This is a genomic window from Caulobacter sp. GW821-FHT12A07 (genome assembly GCF_058807655.1).
Genome location: NZ_JBXAQX010000004.1, coordinates 382,157 through 405,585, shown reverse-complemented (window position 1 = coordinate 405,585; position 23,429 = coordinate 382,157). Strand labels below are relative to the sequence as shown.

21 protein-coding genes and 1 pseudogene are annotated in these 23,429 nt (G+C 70.4%); 13 read left to right on the top strand and 9 right to left on the bottom strand.

Annotated elements, in window-relative coordinates; all coding sequences use genetic code 11:
• The first annotated feature begins 254 nt into the window (after window positions 1–254).
• Window positions 255–1,118, top strand: coding sequence for a LysR substrate-binding domain-containing protein (locus tag AC1RRS_RS11440; protein WP_492855264.1), 864 nt, complete (start codon window positions 255–257; stop codon window positions 1,116–1,118).
• A 75-nt stretch (window positions 1,119–1,193) separates the two neighbouring features.
• Here AC1RRS_RS11440 and AC1RRS_RS11435 read toward each other — a convergent pair whose 3' ends face one another.
• Window positions 1,194–2,129 carry an AEC family transporter gene (locus AC1RRS_RS11435; protein WP_492855263.1) on the bottom strand — a complete coding sequence of 312 codons (936 nt, stop codon included), beginning with the start codon at window positions 2,127–2,129 and terminating at the stop codon, window positions 1,194–1,196.
• A gap of 211 nt (window positions 2,130–2,340) precedes the next feature.
• Entirely contained in the window at window positions 2,341–2,721 is a 381-nt protein-coding gene (locus AC1RRS_RS11430) for a hypothetical protein (protein WP_492855262.1), read from the bottom strand.
• Between the two features lie 143 nt (window positions 2,722–2,864).
• Between AC1RRS_RS11430 and AC1RRS_RS11425 the strand changes: the two genes are divergently transcribed.
• The gene (locus AC1RRS_RS11425) at window positions 2,865–3,977 is read left to right on the top strand and encodes a serine hydrolase domain-containing protein (RefSeq protein WP_492855260.1); all 1,113 of its coding nucleotides are present in this window, start codon (window positions 2,865–2,867) and stop codon (window positions 3,975–3,977) included.
• Window positions 3,978–3,983: 6 nt separating this feature from the next.
• On the opposite strand, the gene AC1RRS_RS11420 is transcribed toward AC1RRS_RS11425, so the two are convergent.
• Window positions 3,984–4,556, bottom strand: coding sequence for a DUF2939 domain-containing protein (locus AC1RRS_RS11420; protein WP_492855259.1), 573 nt, complete (start codon window positions 4,554–4,556; stop codon window positions 3,984–3,986).
• Window positions 4,557–4,738: 182 nt separating this feature from the next.
• On the opposite strand from AC1RRS_RS11420, the gene AC1RRS_RS11415 reads away from it, so the two are divergent.
• The 3 genes from AC1RRS_RS11415 (at window position 4,739) to AC1RRS_RS11405 (ending at window position 7,998) form a co-directional block, all read left to right on the top strand.
• Window positions 4,739–6,163 (top strand): amino acid permease, encoded by a 1,425-nt coding sequence (locus AC1RRS_RS11415; RefSeq protein WP_492855258.1) that lies wholly within the window; start codon window positions 4,739–4,741, stop codon window positions 6,161–6,163.
• A 283-nt stretch (window positions 6,164–6,446) separates the two neighbouring features.
• The gene (locus AC1RRS_RS11410; protein WP_492855257.1) at window positions 6,447–7,640 is read left to right on the top strand and encodes an FAD-dependent oxidoreductase; all 1,194 of its coding nucleotides are present in this window, start codon (window positions 6,447–6,449) and stop codon (window positions 7,638–7,640) included.
• Window positions 7,641–7,650: 10 nt separating this feature from the next.
• Window positions 7,651–7,998 carry a PilZ domain-containing protein gene (locus tag AC1RRS_RS11405; RefSeq protein WP_110121521.1) on the top strand — a complete coding sequence of 116 codons (348 nt, stop codon included), beginning with the start codon at window positions 7,651–7,653 and terminating at the stop codon, window positions 7,996–7,998.
• On the opposite strand, the gene arsH is transcribed toward AC1RRS_RS11405, so the two are convergent.
• Complete coding sequence (gene arsH, locus AC1RRS_RS11400) at window positions 7,995–8,732, bottom strand: arsenical resistance protein ArsH (RefSeq protein WP_492855256.1); 738 nt, start codon at window positions 8,730–8,732, stop codon at window positions 7,995–7,997. The genes AC1RRS_RS11405 and arsH overlap by 4 nt on opposite strands.
• A gap of 54 nt (window positions 8,733–8,786) precedes the next feature.
• On the opposite strand from arsH, the gene AC1RRS_RS11395 reads away from it, so the two are divergent.
• Genes AC1RRS_RS11395 through arsC form a run of 3 tightly spaced genes read left to right on the top strand, consistent with a single transcriptional unit; the run spans window position 8,787 to window position 10,208 of the window.
• Window positions 8,787–9,128 (top strand): ArsR/SmtB family transcription factor, encoded by a 342-nt coding sequence (locus AC1RRS_RS11395; RefSeq protein WP_492855255.1) that lies wholly within the window; start codon window positions 8,787–8,789, stop codon window positions 9,126–9,128.
• Between the two features lies 1 nt (window position 9,129).
• Complete coding sequence (locus AC1RRS_RS11390; RefSeq protein ID WP_492855254.1) at window positions 9,130–9,804, top strand: aquaporin; 675 nt, start codon at window positions 9,130–9,132, stop codon at window positions 9,802–9,804.
• A complete protein-coding gene (gene arsC / locus AC1RRS_RS11385; RefSeq protein WP_492855253.1) occupies window positions 9,801–10,208 on the top strand; it encodes an arsenate reductase (glutaredoxin) in 408 nt (135 codons plus the stop codon). Before AC1RRS_RS11390 ends, arsC begins: the two co-directional genes overlap by 4 nt.
• Here the strand turns inward: arsC and AC1RRS_RS11380 are convergent.
• A complete protein-coding gene (locus AC1RRS_RS11380) occupies window positions 10,198–11,007 on the bottom strand; it encodes a hypothetical protein (RefSeq protein ID WP_492855252.1) in 810 nt (269 codons plus the stop codon). The two genes, arsC and AC1RRS_RS11380, sit on opposite strands and share 11 nt — an antisense overlap.
• Before the next feature lie 132 nt (window positions 11,008–11,139).
• Between AC1RRS_RS11380 and AC1RRS_RS11375 the strand changes: the two are divergent.
• A pseudogene (locus AC1RRS_RS11375) lies at window positions 11,140–11,269 on the top strand (hypothetical protein); the annotation flags it as partial.
• Between the two features lie 102 nt (window positions 11,270–11,371).
• Here AC1RRS_RS11375 and AC1RRS_RS11370 read toward each other — a convergent pair.
• Window positions 11,372–12,586, bottom strand: a complete 1,215-nt coding sequence (locus AC1RRS_RS11370) for an NADP-dependent isocitrate dehydrogenase (RefSeq protein ID WP_110121515.1) — start codon at window positions 12,584–12,586, stop codon at window positions 11,372–11,374.
• Window positions 12,587–12,815: 229 nt separating this feature from the next.
• On the opposite strand from AC1RRS_RS11370, the gene AC1RRS_RS11365 reads away from it, so the two are divergent.
• Window positions 12,816–15,326, top strand: coding sequence for an ATP-binding protein (locus AC1RRS_RS11365; RefSeq protein ID WP_492855251.1), 2,511 nt, complete (start codon window positions 12,816–12,818; stop codon window positions 15,324–15,326).
• Here AC1RRS_RS11365 and AC1RRS_RS11360 read toward each other — a convergent pair.
• The gene (locus AC1RRS_RS11360; protein ID WP_492855250.1) at window positions 15,310–15,714 is read right to left on the bottom strand and encodes a hypothetical protein; all 405 of its coding nucleotides are present in this window, start codon (window positions 15,712–15,714) and stop codon (window positions 15,310–15,312) included. The two genes, AC1RRS_RS11365 and AC1RRS_RS11360, sit on opposite strands and share 17 nt — an antisense overlap.
• 74 nt (window positions 15,715–15,788) lie before the next feature.
• On the bottom strand, window positions 15,789–16,811 hold the full coding sequence (locus AC1RRS_RS11355; RefSeq protein ID WP_492855249.1) for a serine hydrolase: 1,023 nt from the start codon (window positions 16,809–16,811) through the stop codon (window positions 15,789–15,791).
• 97 nt (window positions 16,812–16,908) lie between these two features.
• Here AC1RRS_RS11355 and AC1RRS_RS11350 point away from each other — a divergent pair, with 97 nt between their 5' ends.
• From AC1RRS_RS11350 to AC1RRS_RS11340, 3 genes are all read left to right on the top strand, one after another.
• On the top strand, window positions 16,909–17,724 hold the full coding sequence (locus AC1RRS_RS11350; protein WP_492855248.1) for an RNA methyltransferase: 816 nt from the start codon (window positions 16,909–16,911) through the stop codon (window positions 17,722–17,724).
• Between the two features lie 164 nt (window positions 17,725–17,888).
• A complete protein-coding gene (locus AC1RRS_RS11345) occupies window positions 17,889–20,786 on the top strand; it encodes a TonB-dependent receptor (protein WP_492855247.1) in 2,898 nt (965 codons plus the stop codon).
• 161 nt (window positions 20,787–20,947) lie between these two features.
• On the top strand, window positions 20,948–22,420 hold the full coding sequence (locus AC1RRS_RS11340) for an OmpP1/FadL family transporter (RefSeq protein ID WP_492855245.1): 1,473 nt from the start codon (window positions 20,948–20,950) through the stop codon (window positions 22,418–22,420).
• Between the two features lie 112 nt (window positions 22,421–22,532).
• On the opposite strand, the gene AC1RRS_RS11335 is transcribed toward AC1RRS_RS11340, so the two are convergent.
• Window positions 22,533–23,414, bottom strand: coding sequence for a LysR family transcriptional regulator (locus AC1RRS_RS11335; protein WP_492855244.1), 882 nt, complete (start codon window positions 23,412–23,414; stop codon window positions 22,533–22,535).
• Window positions 23,415–23,429: the final 15 nt, after the last annotated feature.

Genomic DNA, 23,429 nt, shown 5'->3' with positions numbered 1-23,429 from the left:
CCTGGGGAGGGCTGCCAACCGGCCGGCGCGGCGCCAGGCGTCGCCGCCTGCGACGCCGGGGCGAGGAGCAATGCAGCCCATGCCACGGTGCAAACAAGTTTCATGATGTTCGACCCTCCCCCAAAGCGTGGCCAATGTGCGCGACACATCGTTTTTCTTCATGTCGCAGCGACAGATAAGAGGTTCTCCGCGCCTTGCCTGCGCTACAAGCGATCAAAATTGGCGATATCCATAAAATGAACTAATGCTTTCTCATGGAAAGATCGCGACTGCCGCTCAACGCCCTGCGCGCCTTCGAGGCGGCCGCGCGGCACCTCAATGTCACGCGCGCCGCGCTCGAGCTGCGCGTCACCCAGGCCGCCGTCAGCCACCATATCAAGCTGCTGGAAGATCAGCTCGGCGCGCTCCTGTTCCGCCGGCTGCCCAGGGGCCTTGCCCTGACCGACGAAGGCGCCGCCCTCGCGCCAATCGTCAGCGACACCCTCGATCGCCTGGCCGCCACCCTCGACCGGTTCGCTGGCGGACGCTTTCAGGAGATCGTCAGCATCGGCGTCGTCGCAACCTTCGCAAACGGCTGGTTGCTTCCGCGCCTGCCCGATTTCACCGCGCTCCACCCCGGCGTCGACCTTCGGATCATGACCAACAACAACCGGGTGGACGTCGCGGGCGAAGGGCTGGACCTGGCGATCCGCTACGGCGACGGGGCCTGGCACGGAACCGACGCCGTCCCGATCCTGGAAGCGCCGCTGACGCCGCTTTGCTCACCGAGCCTTGCGCGGCGGTTGCAGACGCCGGCCGACCTGCAAGGAGAGATCTTGCTGCGGTCCTACCGTCGCGACGAGTGGAAGGTCTGGTTCGACGCCGCCGGCCTTACCACGCCGGCTATCCGCGGCCCGGTATTCGACGCCTCGTCCAGCCTGGCGGCAGCGGCGGCAAGCGGCCTGGGCGTCGCCCTGCTGCCCGCCCGGTTGTTTGAGCAGGACCTTGCGAGCGGCCGGCTGGCTCAGCCTTTCAGTCTTTGCGTCGACGCCGGCCGCTATTGGCTCACGCGGCTGAAATCACGCCCCGAAACGCCGGCGATGACGGCGGTGAAGGAATGGCTTCAGGGCGGCGGCTGACTCGATGATGAGGTTGTCTGGTTTCAGAGGACCAAGCCGACGACCGTTCCTGTCCATTCTCAGACCCCAGCGACCCTAGCTCTTCAGCCACACCGCCACGGCCGACAGGGTCACGCAGGCGACCACCGTGGTCAGGGCGACGATGCGGGCGCCGCCGCGGGCGAAGACGTTGTAGGCGCGGGTCTGGATGAAGACGTTCACCGCCGTCGGGGTCGCCGCCAGCAGGGTGGCGGCCAGACGGAAGGCGGCCGGAGCCGGGGTCAGGCCGACCACGGTCCAGACCAGCAGCGGCAGGACCAGCAGCTTGGCGAGGGCGGCGGCGATCACCGGGCTCCAGCGCGGGGCGGGGACGTCGGCCTCGACCGGCAGGCCCAGCACCACGCCCAGCGCCACCAGGGCGACCGGGCTGCCCGAGGCGGCGGCCGCGCCGACCGCGCGGTCGAGCACGCCGGGCAGTTGCAGGCCGATCAGGGCCAGGGCCGCGCCGAACAGGGCGGCGGCGACGATCGGGTTGCGGAACGCCTGCATCGTTGAGCGCCAGACCGAGCGCCCGCCGGCCCAGCCGAGCAAAGCCACGCCCAGGGCGGTGGCCAGTACGAAGTCGACGGCCACGAGGCCCGCGCCCAGGCGGGCGATCTCGGGCCCGAACACGGCGGCGGCCACCGGCAGGCCCAGGAACGCGCTGTTGCCGACGCCGGCGGCCATGGCCGTGCCGGCCCGCTCCTCGCGGGTCCAGCGCAAGGCCAGACCCGCCAGCACCAGCAGGCCCATGATCGCCGCCAGGCAGCCGGCGTAGGCGGCCAGGCCCAGGGTCAGGTCGTGACCCGGCCGGCCCATGCGCGACAGGGAATGCACCAGCAGGGCCGGAAAGCCGATCCAGTAGACGTAGGCGGAAAGGCCCTGGGCCATGCGGCCGTCGAACAGCCGCAGCCGCGCCAGCACCACGCCGGCCCCGACCAGCATGAAGAACGGCAGGGCCCGCGCCAGGACCTCCAGCGTCAGGGCGATCACGCCGGATGCGCCTTGGCGGGCGGGAACAGGGTCATGCGCGAGGGCCTCGGCGGAAAACGCGGGGTCGCTGATACCACCCGTCCCGCGCCGGGGTCAAAAAGCGTCGCCGGACGGCGAGGTCGGCCGGCCAGGCGTCGAGGAGCCGCCGTGCGGCGATCTGCTGCGGGTGCACGCCCGTTCGGCGCCCTGATAGGGTCTTAGAGGCGCGGAGCTAGGCCGCGTGGCCCAGCCGCCAGCCCCTCGGGGCGGGGCCGAAACGGTTGTCGTCGGCCTGGCCGCGCCGAACGCCCAGCCATGCCGTGAAGCCGAACGTGGCCAAGAGGATCGCCAGCGCCATGCCGCCGGCGATCAACGGCGGGGGCGAGACGACGGCCAGGGTGCTGAGCGCGAACAGTACGGCGGCGATGACATAGCCGGCCCAGGCCCCGCGCAGTCCCAGGTCGCGCATCCGCCCGGCATGGACGAGCACCCATGGCAGGACGAAAGCGCCGTTGATCGCGGAGGGATGGATCGCCGTCGCGGCGGCGGTGAAGGCGATGGTCAGGACCATGCCCAGCCAGAAGTAGCGACGGTTCAGTCGGAATTTCGTCATGTCGAGAATGGTCGCCCCCGCCGTTCGGCCTCGCTCGTAGCGATCGTGCGCCGGCTCGGCAAGCCGGCCTTACCGATCCTTCATTTGCCATCGCCGAGGGGTTGAGCTTGAACGAACCTCGTTCTTTACGCGAGGGGTTCACCATGCTCGACCGCCGCCGACTGCTCGCCCTGGCCGCCGTGGCGGGAGCCGCGCCGTCCCTGGCGGTCGCGCGGCAGGCCGCGCTCGCTCCCGCCGCGCCGGTCGACCCGGCGGCGGTGCTGGCCGAGACCGGCGCCCCGGCCGTGGCCGGGCTGATCAGCGACGGCGACAAGGTGATCGCGCAAGTCGTGGGCGGCGTGCGCCGGCTGGGCGCGGCCGATCCGGCGACGACCTCCGATCCCTGGCATATCGGCTCCAACACCAAGGCGATGACGGCGGCGCTCTACGCCCGGCTGGTCGAGGCCGGCCAGGCCAAATGGGGCGCGACCCTGGGCGCGCTGTTTCCGGGCGTGAAGCTCGACCCGGCCTGGCGCGAGACCACGATCGAGCAACTGATGAGCCACAGTGCGGGCCTCCGCGACGGGCCGGTGATGGCCGGCGCGTGGCTGGTCCGCGCCAACCTCGACAAGCGGCCGCTTCCCGTCCAGCGGGCCGAGGTCGCGGCCCAGGTGCTGTCCGCGCCGCCGACCGGCAAGCCGGGGACCTTCGAATACGCCAACTTCAACTACGTGCTGGCGGGCGCGGCGATCGAGGCGATCACCGGCGTCGCCTGGGAGGAGGCGATCCGCACGCGCCTGTTCCAGCCGCTGGGGATCGAAAGCGCCGGCTTCGGCGCGCCGAAGGGCGACGTCCCCTGGGGGCACGTGTCCGCGCCGGGCGGCGGGCTGACGCCGGTCGATCCGGCGGGACCGGCCGACAATCCGCCGGCGCTCGGTCCGGCCGGCACGGTGCACATGACGCTCCAGGACCACGCCCGCTTCGCCCGGCTGTTCCTGAAGGACAACGCGATCCTCTCGGCCGACAGCATCCGCCGCCTGACCACGCCGGCGCCGGGCGCGACCTATGCGCTGGGCTGGGTGGTCGTGCCGGAAAAGCCCTGGAGCCGGGGTCCGATCCTGGCCCACGAGGGCTCCAACACCCTGTGGCACGACGTGGTGCTGATCGCGCCCGGCCGCGGCGCGGCGATCATCGCCGCGACCAACGCCGGCCCGGAGGCGTCGAAGGGCGCGGCCATCAAGCTCGCCCAGCAGTTCCAGAAGACCTACGTGGCCTGAGGCAGGCTACCGCTCGTCGCCGGGCAGGCGGATGTGGACCAGCTTCCACTCGAACAGCGCCCGGCGCTGGAAGGTGAAGATCGTCGCCTTGTCCTTGGCGTCCGGTCGGCGCACGGCGATGCGGACGCGGTTGGGGTCCCAGTAGGCGATGGTCGGGTAGGGGCCGCGCACCACGGCCTGCATGCGGGCCAGCACCGTCGGCGGGCGCGGCGGCGACAGCGGGGCCGCGCCTGGGGCGTAGCCGCGCGTCAGGGCCTGCAGGCCCGGGACGGTGAGGTAGCGGTCGACCTTGGGCTCGGGCGGGGCGATCGGCTCGATGGCGCGCTTGAAGACGCCCAGCGGGTTGCTCCAGATCGACGGGGCCTCGGGCTTGGCGGCCGGCGCCTCTTCGTCCAGCTGGCCGGTCAGGCTGCGGCGCACCGAGGGAAAGTCGACCAGTTCGCCGATCGCCTGCACGTCCTCGTACTGGGCGGCCGCCTTCAGGGCGCGGAACGCGAACCAGGGCGCCGTGGCGTAGGCGGCGGCGAACACGAAGATCGCCAGGACGATGAGGTCCCAGATCCGCTTCTGCAAAGTCATTGCGCCCCCGCACGGTTAACGCCGCCTAGAATGGGCATTCATGCCCTTCCTGCAAGGGCGTTCGCGCGCCGGGAGTTCCATTGATGGAATCCGCTTTCCTGACGGGCCTGGGCGCTCTATGGGGTCGCCGCTCGCGGTCGGGCTTAAGCGCCCGCCGCCCCTGAGGAATTTCCGGAGCGCCCATGGCCGGCCTGCGTCTCGCCGATCTTTTCCGCTGCAAGCCCGTGGGCGCGATCGCGGCCGAGGGGGACGACAATCCCAACGACCTGTCCGGTGAACTGCACCGCTCGATCGGCCTGTTCCAGCTGACCATGCTGGGCGTCGGCGCCACGATCGGCACCGGCATCTTCGTGGCCCTGACCACGGCCGTGCCCCTGGCCGGGCCGGCGGTGATCGTCTCGTTCGTCATCGCCGGGATCACCGCGGCCCTGACGGCCTTGTGCTACGCCGAGCTCGGCTCGACCATCCCGGTCTCGGGTTCGTCCTACTCCTACGCCTACGCCACGCTGGGCGAGTTCGTCGCCTTCCTGGTCGGGGCGTGCCTGCTGCTGGAATACGCCGTCTCGGCCTCGGCCATCGCCGTGGGCTGGGGCCAGTACCTGAACGAGCTGTTCTTCGACCTCTTCCAGTGGCGCCTGCCCGAGGCCCTGGCCGCGCCGCCCGGAGCGGGCGGGGTGTTCAACCTGCCGGCGGTGGTGCTGGTGGGCTCGTGCATGGTGCTGCTGCTGCGCGGGGCCAAGGAGTCGACCACGGTCAACGCCGTGCTGGTGGTGGCCAAGCTGCTGGTGTTGCTGTTCTTCGTCGTGATCGCCTTCACCGGCTTTCGGTCGGAGAACCTGACGCCGTTCGCGCCGATGGGCGTTGCCGGGATCGGGGCGGCGGCCTCGTCGATCTTCTTCTCCTATATCGGCATCGACGCGGTCTCGACCGCCGGCGACGAGGTCAAGAACCCCCGCAGGAACCTGCCGCTGGGCGTGGTGCTGAGCCTGCTGATCGTCACCGCCGTCTATGTGCTGGTGGCCGTGGCCGCCGTCGGCGCCCAGCCCTGGACCGCCTTCGCGGGCCAGGAAGCGGGGCTGGCGGTGATCCTGCGCAACCTGACCGGCGCGGGCTGGACCTCGCTGATCCTGTGCCTGGGCGCGATCATCTCGATCTTCAGCGTCACCCTGGTCGTGATGTACGGCCAGACGCGGATCCTGTTCGCCATGAGCCGCGACGGCCTCTTGCCGCGCCTCTTCCAGAAGACCGACCCGCGCACCCGCACGCCGGTCTGGAACACGGTGATCGTGGCGGCCTTCATCGCCTTCCTGGCCGCCTTCGTGCCGCTGGACGTGCTGGTCAACCTGACCAGCATGGGCACGCTGATCGCCTTCGCCATCGTCTCGGCCGGGGTGATCATCCTGCGCCGCACCCGGCCCGATCTGCCGCGTGGCTACAAGGTTCCGCTCTATCCGGTGCTGCCGGTGCTGAGCGTGGCCTTCTGCCTCTACCTGATCATCGGCCTGCCGTGGGACACCTACCTGCTGTTCGGCCTGTGGGCGGCGGCGGCCTGCGTCATGTACTTCGGCTATTCGCGCAAGCACTCGAAGCTGGCGGCTGCTTCTTAACTCCCGTCATTCCCGCCCTTGTGGCGGGAGCCCCTCTGTCAGCCGCAGGTGCGGATGGGGCGGCGTGCTCAGCACGCCGCTTGCGCTGCCCTCGCGAGCGGAACCAGGGTTTCCCGCCACAAGGGCGGGAATGACGGGAGGAGAAGAGTTCAGGATCGTTTCGGGACGCCGTCGCGTGAAGTTTCGGCGCTGAGGCATCTTCCTGGGGACCATCCGCCCTCGCGCCTTGCCCTGGCTTTCCCCGCGCCTCTAGGCTCGCCCCTGGATTTCCAGGAGGCGGGGCATGGCGGAGGCGAGCAGCCGGCGGGCGGTGCTGGCGGGATTGGGCGGCCTGGGCGCCGCTGGCCTGTCGGCCTGCGCCACGACGGGGCGCGTGCTTCCGGCCCCGGGGCCGACCGGCTTTCTCGCCACGCCGCTGGCCCCGCTGCGGATGGAGGTCGATCGGATCACCAAGATCACCGTCTGCCTGAGACCGTTCCGGGCCATGGGGCCGCGCCTCGACGTCGAGACCGTCGTGGGCAAGCGCGTGGTGCACAACTACGGCCACGGCGGCAGCGGCTGGTCGCTGTCGTGGGGCTCTGCCGAGATCGCGGCGGGCAAGGCGCTGGAGGGCGGGACCCGCGAGGTCGCCGTCATCGGCTGCGGGGCCATCGGCCTGACCACGGCGCTCACCTTGCAGCGGGCCGGCGCCAAGGTGACGATCTACGCCAAGGAGCGCACGCCCTACACCCGCTCGGCCCGGGCCACCGGCACCTGGTCGCCCGACAGCCGCATCGCCGACGCCGACCGTGTGTCAGCCGACTTTCCGGCGCTGTGGGAGCGGATGGTCCGCACCTCCTACGCCGCCTACCAGACCCTGCTGGGCCTGCCGGGCGAGCCGGTGGCGTGGAGCGACCGCTACACCCTGTTCGACGCCTTGCCGCCGCCGCGCGGCCCCGGCCCCGTCAACGCCGCGCCGGCGGTGCGTTTCGCCGCCTACAATGAGCGCCTGGCGGGCCTGGTGCCCAGCATGCGCGACCTGCCGCCGGGCGCGCATCCGTTCCCGGTCGCCCGCGCGCGGCGGGGCGTGCAGATGCAGTTCAACGTCGCCGACCTGGCCCACCAGCTGACCACCGATTTCCTGCTCGAGGGCGGGCGCATCGAGACCATGACCTTCGACACGCCGGCGGATCTCGCCCGCCTGAAGGAGGCGGTGGTCGTCAACTGCACGGGCTATGGCGCGCGGGCGCTGTGGAAGGACGAGAGCGTCACGCCCGTGCGCGGCCAGATCGCCTGGCTGGCGCCGCAGCCCGAGGTCCGCTACGGCCTCTACTACCGTCACGTCTCGGTGCTGCCGCGCCCGGACGGGATCGTCGTGCAGCAGGTGGGCGAGAGCGAGATGTTCGGCTACGGCGTCGCCGACGAGACGCCGGACCGCGCCGAGGCCGAAGACGCGGTTCGTACAATCGCAAAGCTGTATTCACCAAGTCGGGTGTAGAATCGCCGCGATGAGCCAGATTGAAGTCCAGGGAATGGAAAAGCGCGCCTACCGACGCTACCCCGCCTCGCGCAAGGCCTACCTCGTGGTGGGCGGCGAGCCGCTGCGCTGTCGCCTGATCGACATCGCCAAGGGCGGCGCCCGCATCGCCGGGCCGGAGCTGTCGCCGCAGGCCGGCCCGCTGCACCTGGTCGACCCGGCCCGGCGCCTCGTCCACCTGACCCGCATGGTCTGGCAGGGCGACGGCCAGATGGGCCTGCAGTTCATCGAGAGCCGCGCCTTCACCGAGGCCCTCGGCGGGGCCGAAGGCGCCGGCCGCGTGGTCGACATGATCGGTCCCTGGCCGACCGACGGCTAGTCAGCCGCCACGGTCTCGTGGCGCATGGCTTCGGCGCCCAGGGCGACATGCTCGGGGATGCGCCCGTCGGCCTTCCGTTCGCTGTAGCGGTCGACGAGATAGTCGGCCCGGTCGCGGGTCAGCAGGGTGAACTTCACCAGTTCCTCCATCACGTCGACGACGCGCTCGTAGTAGCTGGACGGCTTCATGCGGTCGTTCTCGTCGAACTCCTTGTAGGCCATGGCCACCGACGACTGGTTGGGGATGGTGATCATCCGCATCCAGCGGCCCAGCAGGCGCAGGGTGTTGACCGCGTTGAACGACTGCGAGCCGCCGCTGACCTGCATCACCGCCAGGGTCTTGCCCTGGGTGGGGCGGACGCTGCCGATCTCCAGCGGGATCCAGTCGATCTGCGACTTGATGACCCCGGTGATCGCGCCGTGGCGCTCTGGGCTGCACCAGACCTGGCCCTCCGACCACTGCGACAGCGCCCGCAGTTCCTGGACCTTGGGATGGTCGGGGCCAGCGGCGTCGGGCAGGGGCAGCTCGCGCGGGTCGAAGATCTGGGTCTCGCAGCCCAGCGCCTGGAGGATCCGCGCCGCCTCCTCGATCAGCAGCCGGCTGAACGCGCGCTCCCGCAGCGAGCCATAGAGCAGCAGGATGCGAGGTGGATGCGTCGCGGGCGCCGCCACATCGAGCCGGGCTTGATCCACCGGGGCGAGGAACTTGCGGTCGAGGGCGGGGAACTCGGTCACGGGCGACTCCAAGAGCGTCATTGAACTGTCCAATAATTCCATCATATTGGAAATATGGAATCGAAGTCCGCTGTCAACATGCTCTCCGCCCTCGGTCACGAGGGACGCCTGGCGATCTTCCGCCTGCTGGTGAAGGCCGGTCCCGTCGGGATCGCGGCCGGCGACATCGCTCGGACGCTGGACGTTCTGCCCAACAGTCTGTCGGCCAACCTCAACGTCCTGTCGCATGCGGCGCTGGTCACCTCGCGGCGCGAGGGCCGGTCGATCATCTATTCGGCGGACTACGGCGCGATGAGCGGCCTGCTGGGCTTCCTGATGGAGGACTGCTGCAATGGCGCTCCGGAAGTCTGCGCGCCGCTGGGCGCGATCGTCGCCAAGGCTGGGGCCTGCTGCTGACATGGCGCGCTTCGACTGGTCGCGCCGCCTCGTCGCCGAAGCCCTGGGCTCGGCCCTGCTGCTGGCGGTGGTGGTTGGCTCTGGGATTATGGGCGAGCGCCTGGCGGGCGGCAACGTCGCCGTCGCCCTGCTGGGCAACACCCTGGCCACGGGGGCTGCGCTGGTGGTGCTGATCGGGGTGTTCGGACCGATCTCCGGCGCGCACTTCAACCCGGCCGTGACCCTGGTCGCGGCGCTGCGGCGCGAGCTGCCGTGGCGGCTGGCCCTGGCCTATCCGGTCGTGCAGGTCGCCGGCGCGGTGCTGGGCGTCTGGATCGCCCACGCCATGTTCGGCGAGCCGATCGTCCAGGTCTCGACCAAGCTGAGAGCGGGCGGCGCCCAGGCCCTGGCCGAGATGGTGGCGACCTTCGGCCTGGTGGCGACGATCCTGGGGACCGTGCGTTTCAAGCCCGACAGCACGGCCATGGCGGTGGGCCTCTACATCACCGCCGCCTACTGGTTCACGGCCTCGACCTCGTTCGCCAATCCGGCGGTGACGATCGCGCGGAGCCTGTCGGACACCTTCGCCGGGATCGCGCCGTCCTGCGCCCCGGCCTTCATCCTCGCCCAGCTCGCCGGCGCCCTGCTGGCGGCGGGCGTCTTCGGCTGGCTGCTGAAAGCGGAGACCGCGTCATGACCGACTTCCCGATCACCATCTTCCACAACCCCGCCTGCGGCACCTCGCGCAACGTCGTGGCCATGGTCGAGGCCGCCGGCTACGCGCCGGTCGTCGTCGAGTATCTGCAAGCCGGCTGGACCGCCGAGCAGCTGCGCGACTTGGCCGCCCGCGCCGGCCTGCCGCTTCGCGACCTGATCCGCGAGAAGGGAACGCCCGCCCAGGACCTGGGCCTGCTGGCCGAGGAGGTCTCCGACGAGCGCATCCTCGACGCCATGGTCGAGCACCCGATCCTGGTGAACCGGCCGATCGTGGTGACGCCCAAGGGCGTGGCTCTGTGCCGCCCGTCAGAACGGGTGCTCGATCTGCTGGAGCGCCGTCCGGCCAGCTTCACCAAGGAGGACGGCGAGGTCGTCATCCTCTAGACGGTCGTCGCGTCCCAGGCGCGAACAGCAGGTCGGACCAGCGCCAGGAGGCGTCGCCTAGCGCCAGGCGCGGCGCGCCGGGGCCGTCGGCCAGGCTGACGACGACGAGGCCGCGCATCAGGTCGGCGCGGCAGGCGGCTGGAGCAAAGCCGACCTCCATGATGATCGCCTCGCGCACGCCCGCCAGGCCCTTGCCGACCTGGCCGGGGCTCTGCAGCCACTTGCCGCGCCAGACCAGCACCGCCTTGCCGGAGGCTGCGGCCTCGCCATGCGCCGACGCCAGGGCCGAGCGGACGCGCGGATTGCGCCGCAGGGCCGCTTGCAGCCGCCGGACCATGTCGCAGCTGGCGCCGTCGCCCGCGCCGTTGCCGGATCCCGTTCCCACGGTGGTCGCGCCGGCGAGATCGGCCTCGCCCAGTTCGGCGGCCATCGTGGTGGTGTCGGCGGGCGTCGCGACCAGGGGCTCGACGTCGGGCGGGCGCACGGCCGGGCGGGCGGTGCGGGTCGGCGGCTTCGGGTCGGGCTTGGGCGGGGCGGGCGAGGGCGGCCGGGCGGGCGTGGGCTCGGGCTTCGGCTCCAGGGCCGGCGGCTTGGGCTCCGGCTCGGGCGGCGGCGGGGGAGGAGGCTGGACGAGATCGACCGCGATCGGCTCGGGCTCGGGCGGACGCGGCTCCGGCTGCGCCATCAGCACCGCGACCAGGGCCAGGGCGTGCGCGCCGACGCTGACCAGCCCGGCCGCCAGCTGCGTCGCGCGCGAGGGGCGGCGGCGGGCGGGTTGGTCGATCAGCGGTCTTGGCATCACGCGTCCGTGGCGAGCGCCGGAACGCCGACGCCCGTGCAGGTGAACACTCCCCCGCGTCAGGATCGTGGCGAGCGGCGCCGATAAGCGGACATGGGCGCTAACGCTGGTGCAATCCCACCCCTTTTCTCCCGTCATTCCCGCCCTTGTGGCGGGAAACCCTCTATCAGCCGCAAGGGCGGAAGGAGCGGACTGCTCAGCAGTCCGCTGGCGCTTCACGTGCGAGCGGAACCAGGGGTTCCCGCCACAAGGGCGGGAATGACGGGATGTTTGAGAGGGGCTTCGGCAAGCCCTGGGCCATGACGCCCAAAGAAAAAGGCCCTCCCGTGAGGGAGGGCCTTCTCGTTCCGAAAGGCCGGACCGCTTAGGCGGCCATGGCCTTCTGGAGGTTCTCGTCGATCTTGTCGAGGAAGCCCTCGGTGGTCAGCCAGCCTTGCTTGTCGCCGACCAGCAGCGCCAGGTCCTTGGTCATGAAGCCGCTCTCGACGGTGTCGATGCAGACCTTTTCCAGGGTGGCGGCGAACTTGGCCAGTTCCTGGTTGTCGTCGAGCTTGGCGCGGTGCGCCAGGCCGCGGGTCCAGGCGAAGATCGAGGCGATCGAGTTGGTCGAGGTCGACTCGCCCTTCTGGTGCTGGCGGTAGTGGCGGGTGACGGTGCCGTGGGCGGCTTCGGCTTCCACCGTCTTGCCGTCCGGCGTCATCAGCACCGAGGTCATCAGGCCCAGCGAGCCGAAGCCTTGAGCCACGATGTCCGACTGCACGTCGCCGTCGTAGTTCTTGCAGGCCCAGACGTAGCCGCCCGACCACTTCAGCGCCGAGGCGACCATGTCGTCGATCAGGCGGTGCTCGTAGTGGATGCCCTTGGCCTTGAACTGGTCGGCGTATTCGGCGTCGAAGATCTCCTGGAAGATGTCCTTGAAGCGGCCGTCATAGGCCTTGAGGATCGTGTTCTTCGTGGAGAGATAGACCGGGTAGCCGCGGTTCAGGCCGTAGGCGAACGAGGCGCGGGCGAAGTCGCGGATCGAGTCGTCGAGGTTGTACATCGCCATGGCGACGCCGGCGTCCGGAGCCTTGAAGACTTCGTGCTCGATGGTCTCGCCGTCTTCACCGACGAACTTGATCGACAGGGTGCCCTTGCCCGGGAACTTGAAGTCGGTCGCGCGGTACTGGTCGCCGAAGGCGTGACGGCCGACGATGATCGGCTGGGTCCAGCCCGGCACCAGGCGCGGCACGTTCTGGCAGATGATCGGCTCGCGGAAGATCACGCCGCCCAGGATGTTGCGGATGGTGCCGTTCGGCGACTTCCACATCTTCTTCAGGCTGAATTCCTCGACGCGTTGCTCGTCGGGGGTGATGGTGGCGCACTTCACGGCCACGCCGTGCTTCTTCGTCGCGTTGGCCGCGTCGATGGTCACCTGGTCGTCGGTGGCGTCGCGGTTCTCGACCGACAGGTCGTAGTAGTCCAGTTCCAGGTCCAGATACGGGAAGATCAGCTTATCCTTGATGAGCTTCCAGATGATCCGGGTCATTTCGTCGCCGTCCATGTCGACGACGGGATTGGCGACTTTAATCTTGGCCATTGCGGGGTCTTCCTCTCGCGGTGGCGCGCTCTGACGCTCGGCGCACAGGGCCGGAACGTGGCGCGGACGGCGAGCCCTATAGACTGTTGCGGCCGCTGGGGAAAGGCTGCGTGGCGGCGCCTCGCGCGGGAGCGCGGCATTCCACCGCAGGCGACATCACCCCCGCAGCGCCCTAATGGGTTGAGATCGTGCGGAAGGTCCCTGGCGGGGGACGGTTTGGGGGAGATGCGTGAGCAGCCTGTGGCGCCATACGGACGTGAAATCGCCCCTGGCGCGACGGCTCCTGGCCTTCGCCGCCCTGGTGTCGATCGCGGTCACGGGGCTGGTCACGGCGGTCACCTTCTACTTCGTCCAGCAGAGCGCGGCCGAGACCCAGATGCGCCACCTGGCCGAATATGTCGGCGAGCGGGTGAAGACCGAGGACCGGCTGTTCTCCGACCTCGTCAAGGTGCACGACGCCTCCAGCCTGGCCCTGCTGCGCCGCCTGCGCGAGATCGAGCCTGACATCGACCGCCAGTTCGACCTGCTGTTCCCCGACCATGGCGACGGCACCCGCCGCACCGCCCCGCGCCTCTATGACGGCGGTCGGACGGGCAACCACTACGTCTACGGCATCGGCGGCTTCGTGCCCCACGCCGCCGACCTGAGCCGCGCGGACAAGGCCCTGCTGGTGGGCGCCATGGAGGTGGTGGCCAACGCCGGCGAGACCGAGATCGGCCACTACGACAACTTCTACTTCTTCACGCCCGACACCCGGCTGGTGATGTTCGGCCCCAAGCGCAAGGACCGGCTGCTCTACTACCGGCAGGACGCGCCGCCGACGCTCGACATCTCCAAGGAGGAGATGACCCTGCTGACCCGGCCGGAGGCCAATCCGCAGCGGGTGATGAAGTGCACCAAGCTGCGCAAGCTGATCTCCAATCCCAGCGGGCGCGGGCTGAACGCGGCCTGCATGACGCCCTTCGACCTCAACGGACGCCATGTCGGGGCCTGGGGCACCAGCCTGTCGCTCGACTCTTTCCTGCTGCGGGCGGTGGGCGACGCCCTGCCGGGCGGCCAGAACCTGATCGTCTCGTCCGACGGCGAGCTGATCGCCGCGCCCGGGTTGGCCAAGGACGGGGTGGTCGACGCCGCCCAGCTGGCGCGGGTGCAGTCCAGCGAGCGGGTGGCCGACCTGGTGGCCCAGATCCGCAAGAATGGGGGCGACGTCGGCGCCCTGCGCGACCGGGGCGGCGACCGGGTGGTGGCCTATGGCCGGATGAAGGAGCCAGACTGGTACTTCCTGATGACCTTCCGCTCGGACCAGATCGTCTGGAACGCGGTGAAGACGGCCTCTTGGGTGCTGCTGTTCGGCGTGGTCGGGGTGATCGCCCAGCTGCTGCTGCTCTATCGCCTGATGGCGCGAGAAGTGGTCACGCCGCTGCGGGGCCTGGCCGAGGCCCATCGCGAGGACGACGGCGTCGCGGCCGCCCGCATCGAGGCCCGCGGCGACGAGATCGGCGCCTTGGCCAGGGCGTTGCGCAAGCAGCGGGAAGTGCACGACGACCTGCTGCGCTCGCTCGAGGACCGGGTCGCCGACCGCACCCGTGAACTGGAAAAGGCCAACCAGGCCAAGTCGGTGTTCCTGGCCAATATGAGCCACGAACTGCGCACGCCGCTGAACGGCGTCATCGCCGTCGGCGACCGCCTGGCCGAAGAGAGCAATCCGGCCCGCCGCCGCGAGCTGGCCGCCCTGGTCGCCTCGTCGGGGCGCCTGCTGGAGCAGGTGCTGGGCGACATTCTCGACGTTTCCAAGATCGAGGCCGGCGAGTTCCAGCTGACCTTCGCGCCCTTCGACCTGGAGACCCTGGTCGCCGGCATGGCCGAGCTGCACCGCGCCTCGGCCGAGGCCAAGAACCTGACCTTCTCGTGGTCGGTGTCGCCCGAGGCGATCGGCCGCTACGAGGGCGACGCCGGGCGGATCAGCCAGATCCTGTCGAACCTGCTGGGCAATGCGGTGAAGTTCACCAGCGTCGGCGGGGTGGACCTGTCGGTCGAGCGGATCGGCGACGTGGTCCGCTTCAGTGTCAGCGACACCGGGGTGGGCTTCGACGACGCCGTGCGCGAGCGCCTGTTCAAGCGCTTCGTCCAGGCCGACCAGTCGATCACTCGCCAGTTCGGCGGCACGGGCCTGGGCCTGTCGATCTGCGCGGCCCTGGCCGAGATGATGGGCGGCTCGATCGACGCGCGGGCGGTGACCGGACGGGGCGCGACCTTCATCGTCGACCTGGCGCTGCAGCCCTCGACCGAGATCCTCGGCCACGAGGACGACGAGGACGACGGGCCGATCTCGCTGGAGGGCCTGCGGGTGCTGGTGGCCGAGGACCATCCGGGCAACCGCAAGGTGGTCGAGATCGTGCTGGAGCCGTTCGGCGTCGACCTGACCATGGTCGAGGACGGCGAGGCGGCGTTGCGGGCGCTGGACGAGCAGCCCTTCGACGCGGTGCTGATGGACATGCAGATGCCGGTGATGGACGGCCTGACCGCCACCCGCGCGATCCGCGCCCGCGAGGCGGCCCAGGGCGCGCGGCGGATGCTGGTGATCATGCTGACCGCCAACGCCATGGACGAACATATCGCCGCCGCCCACGCCGCCGGCGCCGATCTGCACGTGGCCAAGCCGCTCAATCCGGGCCTGCTGGTCCAGGCCCTGGCCGGCGCCCGCACGCGTCTGACGACGAAGGTCAGCGCGGCGGAGTAGGGGGCGCCAGGCTTTCAGGGGCGCAACCGTCCGCCGTTTCGGCGAGCTCGACCGGGGCGGGCCAGACCTGCAGGGTCGTCCGCGTCAGCGGCAGGTTCGGGCCCCGGAGTTCGCACCACAGCGTCATGTCCGGAAGGAAGCTGAGGTTCATCGAGCCGGCGAGCGTCGCCTCGACCATCGACACGCTGGTCGTGGGATTGGCGCGGGTCAGGGTTCCCGCCGCCACCTCGGCATCCAGCCAGAATATCCGCCAATCGACCGTGGCGTCACGGCCCGGCGGCCGGCGCCAGTCGACCCGCACCGCGGGCCCCAGCATGGCCAGCCCGTCCGGGCCGGGCGTCTCCTCCGGGGCGAGGGGCGGCGTGTCGGGCGGGGCGGCTGGTGACATGGCGGTCGCTCGCGTGAGTGAGGTCCAAGCATAGCCGATGGCGGCGATCGCTGTCAGGTCGTGCTTGCTCGTCGCTATCGGCCCGATTGCTCCGCCGCTCCCAGCACCGTCCGCGCGATGTCCACCACCAGCGCGTTGCGATCCTCGTCCTCCAGCGGCGAGGCCTTGAGGAAGATCGCCAGGGCGAAGCGGCGGCCGTTCTGAAGCTGGACCATGGCCAGGGTGGCGTCGGCGGCGCAGAGGCCAAGGTCGTAGGGCGCGGAGGCAGTGATGGCCGCCAGGCGGGCGCCGGCGGGCAGGGCCGGGCGCAGGCGATCGCCGGCGGCGGCCTCCATCAGGCGCAGCAGGCGGCCCCGGCCGTCCTGGCTGGTCAGTTCGAACTGGTTGAGGGCTTCGAGGAAGCGCACCGCGCCCAGGGGCGTGGCGGTGTCGCGCGGGTCGGCGAGATAGCGCTGCCGCGCGGCCCGGCGTTCTGTCTCCGGCGTCGCCAGCACCGCCTTGCGCCAGGCCTGGCCCTTCCAGTCGGCGCGGAACGAGGCCGCGCCCGATCGCTCGGGCAGCAGCTGGCGGGCGTAGCGGTCGAGGCGCACGCCCTCGACCTTCCTCAGCTCCAGCCAGGCGGTGACCGCGCCGGGGCCGCCGATCCGCTTCAGCAGCACGTCGGCGGCGGTGTTGTCGGACAGGGCCACGGCGCGCTTGAGCAGGTCCTCGACGGTATAGCGGCCGTGGGCGGGCCAGGCGTCGGCCACGGCGCCGGGCGGCGGCGACAGGTCGACGTCCTCGATCGCCAGGGTCTCGGACGGCGACAGGGCCTTGGCCTCGATCTCCGACAGCACGGCCGCGCCCAGGGCCGCCTTCCAGACCCCGTCCATCGGAAAGGGAAGGTCGCCGGCCGTGGCGATGCGCTGGGCGGTGGTCAGGTCCTGGGCCGCGACGCCCAGTATGCCGGGGCGGGCCCGTTCGGCCAGGGTCGTCAGCTTGGGGTTCAGGGTCTCCGGGTCGAAGGCCGGATCGGCCTGCGAGCCGCCGCGGCAAGCCGCCAGCGTCCCAGCCAGGGCTGGCGCGGCGAGGGCGGCGAGCAGGGCGCGGCGGTGCATGGGGCCTCCGGTCGGAACAAGCGTGAGCGGGGGCTAAACGCGCCAGAACGCGCTTCGGACTTGCGCGGAGGCGCGCTGCGGCGGCAAAGGGACGCCCATGACCACCGAAACTGCTCCCGAAGACGTCGTCCGCACGCCGCCGTGCGTCATCCTCAGCGCCCCGCAGCTGGCCGAGAACATCGGCGCCGTGGCGCGGGTGATGGCCAATTTCGGCCTCTATGAGCTGCGGCTGGTCAATCCGCGCGACGGCTGGCCCCAGGAGCGGGCCTGGGCCAGCGCCTCGGGCGCCAGCTGGCCGCTGGACGACGCCAAGGTGTTCGGCAGCCTGGCCGAGGCCATCGCCGACCTGCATCTGGTCTACGCCACCACGGCCCGCCCGCGCGAGACGCGCCTGCCGGTCTACACCCCGCGCGAGTCCGCTGGCCACCTGGCGACCGAGGTCGAGCAGGGCCGCAAGGTCGGGCTGCTGTTCGGCGGCGAGCGCGCCGGGCTGGAGACCGACGACATCGCCCTGTGCCAGGCCATCGTCTCGATCCCGATCGACGAGCGCTTCCGGTCGCTGAACCTGGCCCAGGCCGTGTCGATCAACGCCTACGAATGGAAGATGACGGTCGACGACCGCCCCTGGAAGAGGTTCGAGCTGAACGTCGAGGGGCCGGCCGACCAGGCCGCGATGCAGGGCCTCTACGAGCATCTGGAAGGCGAGCTGGACAAGGCCGGCTTCTACCATCCGCCCGAGAAGAGGCCGTCGATGGTGCGCAACCTGCGCGTTCCGCTGGCCCGCGCCCGCCTGACCGACCAGGAGGTCCGCACCTTCCGCGGCGTGATCACCGCCCTGTCGAAGGGACGCGGCCGGGTGCTGGCCAAGCTGGCCGCCCAGAAAGCGGCGAAGGAGGCGGCGAAGGAGGAGTAGAAACTCCCACGTTCCGGGACCAAAGAAACCGGTTTCCCACCTTACAGGGCTTTAATTTTCGCATCCGCGAAAACGCCGTTATCCAGCCAAAATCCATGGCCAAGGTTCGGTTGTGGGCGGCACTCGACGGTTGAGCGTCGGGGCGAGCGTGGGGAGTGGGGGCGATGGCGCTGGGCGGAACGCTGCTGCAAGGTCTGGCGGCCGCCTTGGCCGTGGGAAGCGGCCAGCCGGGCGAGACCAAGCCCGCCGAGCCGGCAAGCGCCGAGGCCGCCGCCTCGGACGCCAAGGCGTCGGACGCAAAATCCTCGACGACCTCTTCGGCGACCACGCCCGTTGAAACCGCGCCCGTCGAGACCACGCCCGCCAGCACGACCACCGAAGATATCGACAGCGTCGCCGGCGTGACGGTCGACGCCGCGCCGCGCGGCAAGACCGAGGGGCCGATCGAGGCCGAACACGTGCTCGACGAGGCCGACATCCAGGCCTATGGCGCGGGCAGCCTGTCGGAGCTGGTCACGGCGTTGGCGCCGCTGACCGTCTCCTCGCGCGGCCGGGGCGGCGACGAGCCGCCGATCATCGTCATCAACGGCCAGCGCATCTCCGGACCGCAGGAGATGAACGGCATCCCGCCCGAGGCGGTGCAGAAGGCCGAGATCTATCCCGAGGAAAAGGCTCTGGCCTACGGCTACCGCGCCGACCAGAAGGTGCTGAACTTCGTCCTCAAGAAGAACTTCCGCCAGGTCTCCGTCGAGGACGAGCGGCGTTTCGCCACCGAGGGCGGCCGCACCTTCTCGGAGGAGCGGGGCGGACTGTTCAAGGTCGACGCCGACGGTCGCTGGACCGTCAATGTCCGCTATCGCCGCGAGACCCCGCTCTACGAGCAGGAGCGCGACATCGTCCGCGCCAGCACCTCGCCCTACGACCTGCAGGGCAACATCGTCGGCCCGCCGCTGGCCACGCCGACCGAGATCGATCCGGCCCTGTCGGCCCTGGTCGGCTCGACCGTGACCAAGGCCGCGGTTCCGGGCGCCTTCGCGGGCGCCGCGCCGAGCCTTGCCGACTTCGTCGCCGGCGCCGGCGGCTTTGCGACCGACGACCTGACCGCCTCGCGCACCCTGCTGCCGCGCGGCGAGGAGGGGGCGATCCAGGGCGGCTACAGCCGCAACTTCGGCAAGACCACGGTGTCGTTCAGCGGCAATCTCGAGAGCACCAGCCGGATCAGCTATCTGGGCCTGACCGGCGTCAAGCTCGACCTCTACGACGACAATCCGTTCTCGCCGTTCGCGGGCGACGTGGCGCTCTATCGCTATCTCGACGTGCGCGACGCCCTGCGCCGCAAGATCGACACCGACAAGATCGAGCTGGCGACGACGGCGCTGGGCATGTTCGGCGGCTGGCGCTGGAGCCTGTCGGGCAATTTCGACCTGACCGACAGCGCAACCCGCACCGGCCGGGGCGTGGACACCTCGCTGTTCACCGCCGCGGTCAAGGCCAACGATCCGACGGTGAACCCGTTCGGGCCGATCCCGGCCAACCTGCTGCGCTACAACGCCCAGGACACCGCCGACTCCGTCACCACCAACGCCAAGGCCGAGTTCACCGCGTCCGGCGCCCTGGCGCAGCTGCCGACGGGCCGTCTGCGCGCCACCTTCAAGACCGGAGTCGACAGCCGCCGGGTCGACGCCGACAGCGTCCGTTCAGGCGTAGCCACGCAGCGCGACCTGACCCGCGACCGCGCCACCGCCTATGCCAGCCTCGACCTGCCGCTGCTGGAGCGCGGCGAGGGGCCGCTGGGCTTCATCGGCTCGGTGTCGTTGAACGGCAACGGGCTCTACGAGCAGTTCTCCGACATCGGCGGCCTGGTCACCGCCGGCGGCGGGGTGTCGTGGCAGCCGCTGAAGGGCGTCAGCCTGGGGCTGAACTACAGCACCGAGGAGGGCGAGCCGACGCCGCAGCAGGTCAACGACCCGGTCGTGCAGACGCCCAACATCTCGATGTACGACTTCGCCACCGGCGACACGGTCAACGTCACCCGCATCGAGGGCGGCAACCCGAACCTGAAGCCCGACAGCCGCCAGGTCGTGAAGCTGAACTTCTTCTACAAGCCGTTCGAGAAGACGGACTTCTTCTTCTGGGGCAACTACACGGCCAGCCGCATCGACGACCAGATCGCCTCGTTCCCGTCGATCTCGCCCGAGCTGGAGGCGGCCTTTCCCTCGCGCTTCGTGCGCGAGGCCTCGACGGACCCGACGCAGGTGGGACGGCTGATCTCGGTCGACAGCCGGCCGGTGAACTTCGCCCACGCCGACAACCAGATCCTGCGCTGGGGCGTGAACTACAATCTGCGCTGGGGCGGGCCGCCTCCGGCCGCGCCCGGTCCGGCGCCGAGGCCGGCCCCAGGGGCTGGAGCGACCACGGGGGCGACCGTCCCAGCGCCGATGGGCGGGGCGGTCGCGATGGGCGCGCCGTCGCGGACGACGACCTCCGGCGGCCCTTCGGGCGGTACGCGTCCTCCCGGCGGGTTGCAGGTCACCGGCGGCGGCATGATGTCCCGCATGGGCGGCGGCGCCATCCCGCCCGGCCAGACCCGGCTGCAGATCTCGATGAACCACACCTGGCGGCTGAAGGACGAGGTGGTGATCCGCGACGGCATGGCGCCGCTGAACCTGCTGGACGGCGCCTCGCTGGGCCGCCGGGGCGGCACGCCGCGCCACGAGCTTTATCTCCAGGCGGTGCTGGCGCGCAGCGGCATGGGCGCCACCCTGCGCGGCAATTGGCGCTCGTCCACCTGGGTGGACGGCGGCCTGAACGGCGACGACCTCTATTTCTCCGACCTGCCGACTCTGGGCCTGCAGGGTTTCGTCGATCTCGACACCAACAAGGACTGGACCAAGCGCTTCGGCTGGCTGAAGGGCTCGCGCCTGTCGCTGGGCGTAGACAATCTGTTCGACACCAAGCAGCAGGTGGTCAATGACCAGGGCGTGACGCCCCAGGCCTACCAGGAAGACTACATGGACGCCGCCGGTCGCACCGTGCGCCTCAGCTTGCGCAAGGTGCTCTGACCCTTCGGGAAAGGGTGAAGGTGCACGGTTTGTGATGATGGCGTAATTGTGTCCAGTGTTCGCGAGTAATGACGTAACGTAAATCGCCGGAACTCTTCGGCGGTGACCTGCGTTGCCCGGCTGAGCTCCTGAAAATGCGGGAGTCGCAGGGAGGAAGCAGCGTGAGCAAGCACCTGAAGACACGGCTCGCCGTGAGCGCGGCCGTGTGCGCGGTCGTCAGCGCCGGACACGCCTTCGCGGGCGCCTTCTACATCCAGGAGCAGTCGGTGAAGGGCATGGGCCGCGCCTATTCGGGCGAGTCCACCGACGTCGGCGCCTCGGCGATGTTCTGGAACCCCGCCGCCATCGGCCGGATCGAGGACAAGGAGCTCTACACCGGGGCCGCCGGCATCTTCGTCACCGGCGAGGTGACCGACGAGGGCTCGACCCTGCAACGACCGACGCTGAACATTCCCGCCGTGCTGGGCACGTCGATCCCGGGTCTGCCGAACGGGGTCACCGGCCTGCTCAGCGGCGTGCTGCCGGGCCTGACCAACGGCGTGCTGATCCCGACCCTGGAAAGCCTGCCCAACATTCCGCTGCAGCCGGCCCTGGCGGTGGGCGGCAATTCGGTGGCCAAGAACCCGATCCCCAAGTCGATCGTGCCCAACTTCGCCTTCGCCATGCCGCTGACCAGCCGTCTGTCGCTGGGCGTGGGGATCAACGCCCCGTTCAACGCCGTGACCACCTACGACGGCGACAGCTGGGTGCGCTACAACGCCATCAAGTCGCGGTTCCTGAACATCAACATGCAGACGGCGCTGGCCTATCGGGTCACCGACTGGCTCAGCGTCGGCGGCGGCGGCAACATCGACTATTTCGACGCCACCTTCAGTCAGATGGGTCCCGACCTGACCGCGCCGTTCCCGGACGGCAAGATCGAGGTCAAGGGCGAGGACATCCGTTACGGCTGGAACGCCGGCTTCCAGGTGCATCCGGGCGACCGCCTGGTCGTCGCCGGTTCCTACCGCTCCGGCTACAAGCACGAGCTGGACGGCACGGTGGCGATCTACTGCTTCCAGGGGCCGTTCTCGCTGGTCACCAGCCAGCAGGAGGCCACCACCAGCTTCTCCACGCCCTGGATCGCCACGGCCGGGGTGACGGTCAAGCCGACGCGCAAGCTGGCCGTCCACGCCCAGGTGCAGCGCTTCGGCTGGAGCGACTTCGACACGGTGACGGTCGACCTGAAGGGCGCGGGCCAGCTGCTGCCGGGGGCGCTGCTGCCCAAGCAGATCGTCGTCAACGAGTTCTACAAGGACACTACCAACGTCGCCGTCGGCATCGACTATCAGGCGACCAGGTGGCTAGCGCTGCGGGCCGGCGTCCAGAAGGACCCGACCCCTACCAACGACCAGTACCGCGACGCCCGCGTGCCCGACGGCGACCGGATGATCTACAGCCTTGGCGCGACGGTCACGCCCAAGCGCAACATCAACCTCGACCTGGGGGCCTCGTACATCAAGCTGAAGGACAGCGTGATCCACGCCGACCAGACCCTGTACGACGGCACCGCCTTCCCGATGGAGCTGTCCCTGCGCGGGCGCTCGGAGGGCAAAGGCATCGTGATCGGCGGCGGGGCGCGGATCGCGTTCTGAGGGCGGAGAGGACCCCCTCAGTCGCTCCGCGACAGCTCCCCCAGAGGGGGAGCATCCGCGGCGTAGATCCTCCCCCTCTGGGGGAGGTGGCCCAGAGGGCCGGAGGAGGTCTTCACCCCAACCCCCGCTCCAGATGCTCCACCAGCAGCCGCACCTTGGCCGGCAGCAGGCGCAGGTGGGGATAGACCGCCCAGACGCCCTCGTCGGCCGGCAGGCAGTCCTCCAGCAGCGGGACCAGGCGGCCCTCGGCGACGGCGGCGTCGACATAGAAGTTGGGCAGCTGGCAGATTCCCAGGCCTTGCAGCGTAGCGTCCAGCACCGCCTGGCCGCTGTTGCAGCGCCAGCGGCCCTGGGGCTTGAAGACGATCTCGCGGTCGCCTTCCGGACCCGGGTCGCGGAACGGCCAGGCGTCGACCGCGCCCAGCACGCAGGCATGGCCCTCCAGCTCTGCGATCGTGCGCGGCGTGCCGGCTCGTTCCAGATAGGCCGGGGCGGCGCACAGGCGGCGGGTGCGCGAGGCCAGGCGCTTGGCGATCAGGCGGCTGTCGGTCAGGCGGCCGAAGCGGATGGCCAGATCAAAGCCCTCGCTGACGATGTCGCGCACCGCGTCGTCCAGCTCGATGTGCACCGACAGGCGCGGATGGGCCAGGACGAAGGCGTTGACCGCCGGCGCGACGTAGCGCTCGCCATAGGCCGTCGAGCAGGTCATCCGCAGCAGGCCCTTGACCTCGCCGTCCTCCTCGCCGACGGCGGCCAGGGCCTCGTCGCGGTCGTGGACCAGCTGGCGGCAGCGGGCCAGGAAAGCCCGCCCGGCGTCGGTCAGGCTGACGCGGCGGGTGGTGCGATAGAGCAGGCGGGTCTGAAGACGCTCCTCCAGCCGGGCCACCTCGCGGCTGACGCCCGAGGTCGACAGGCCCAGCCGCCGCGCGGCCTGGGAGAAGCTCTCGGCCTCGGCCGTGGCCACGAATTCGTCGATGCCGTCCCAGGCGCCCATGGCGGCGGTGGTGCG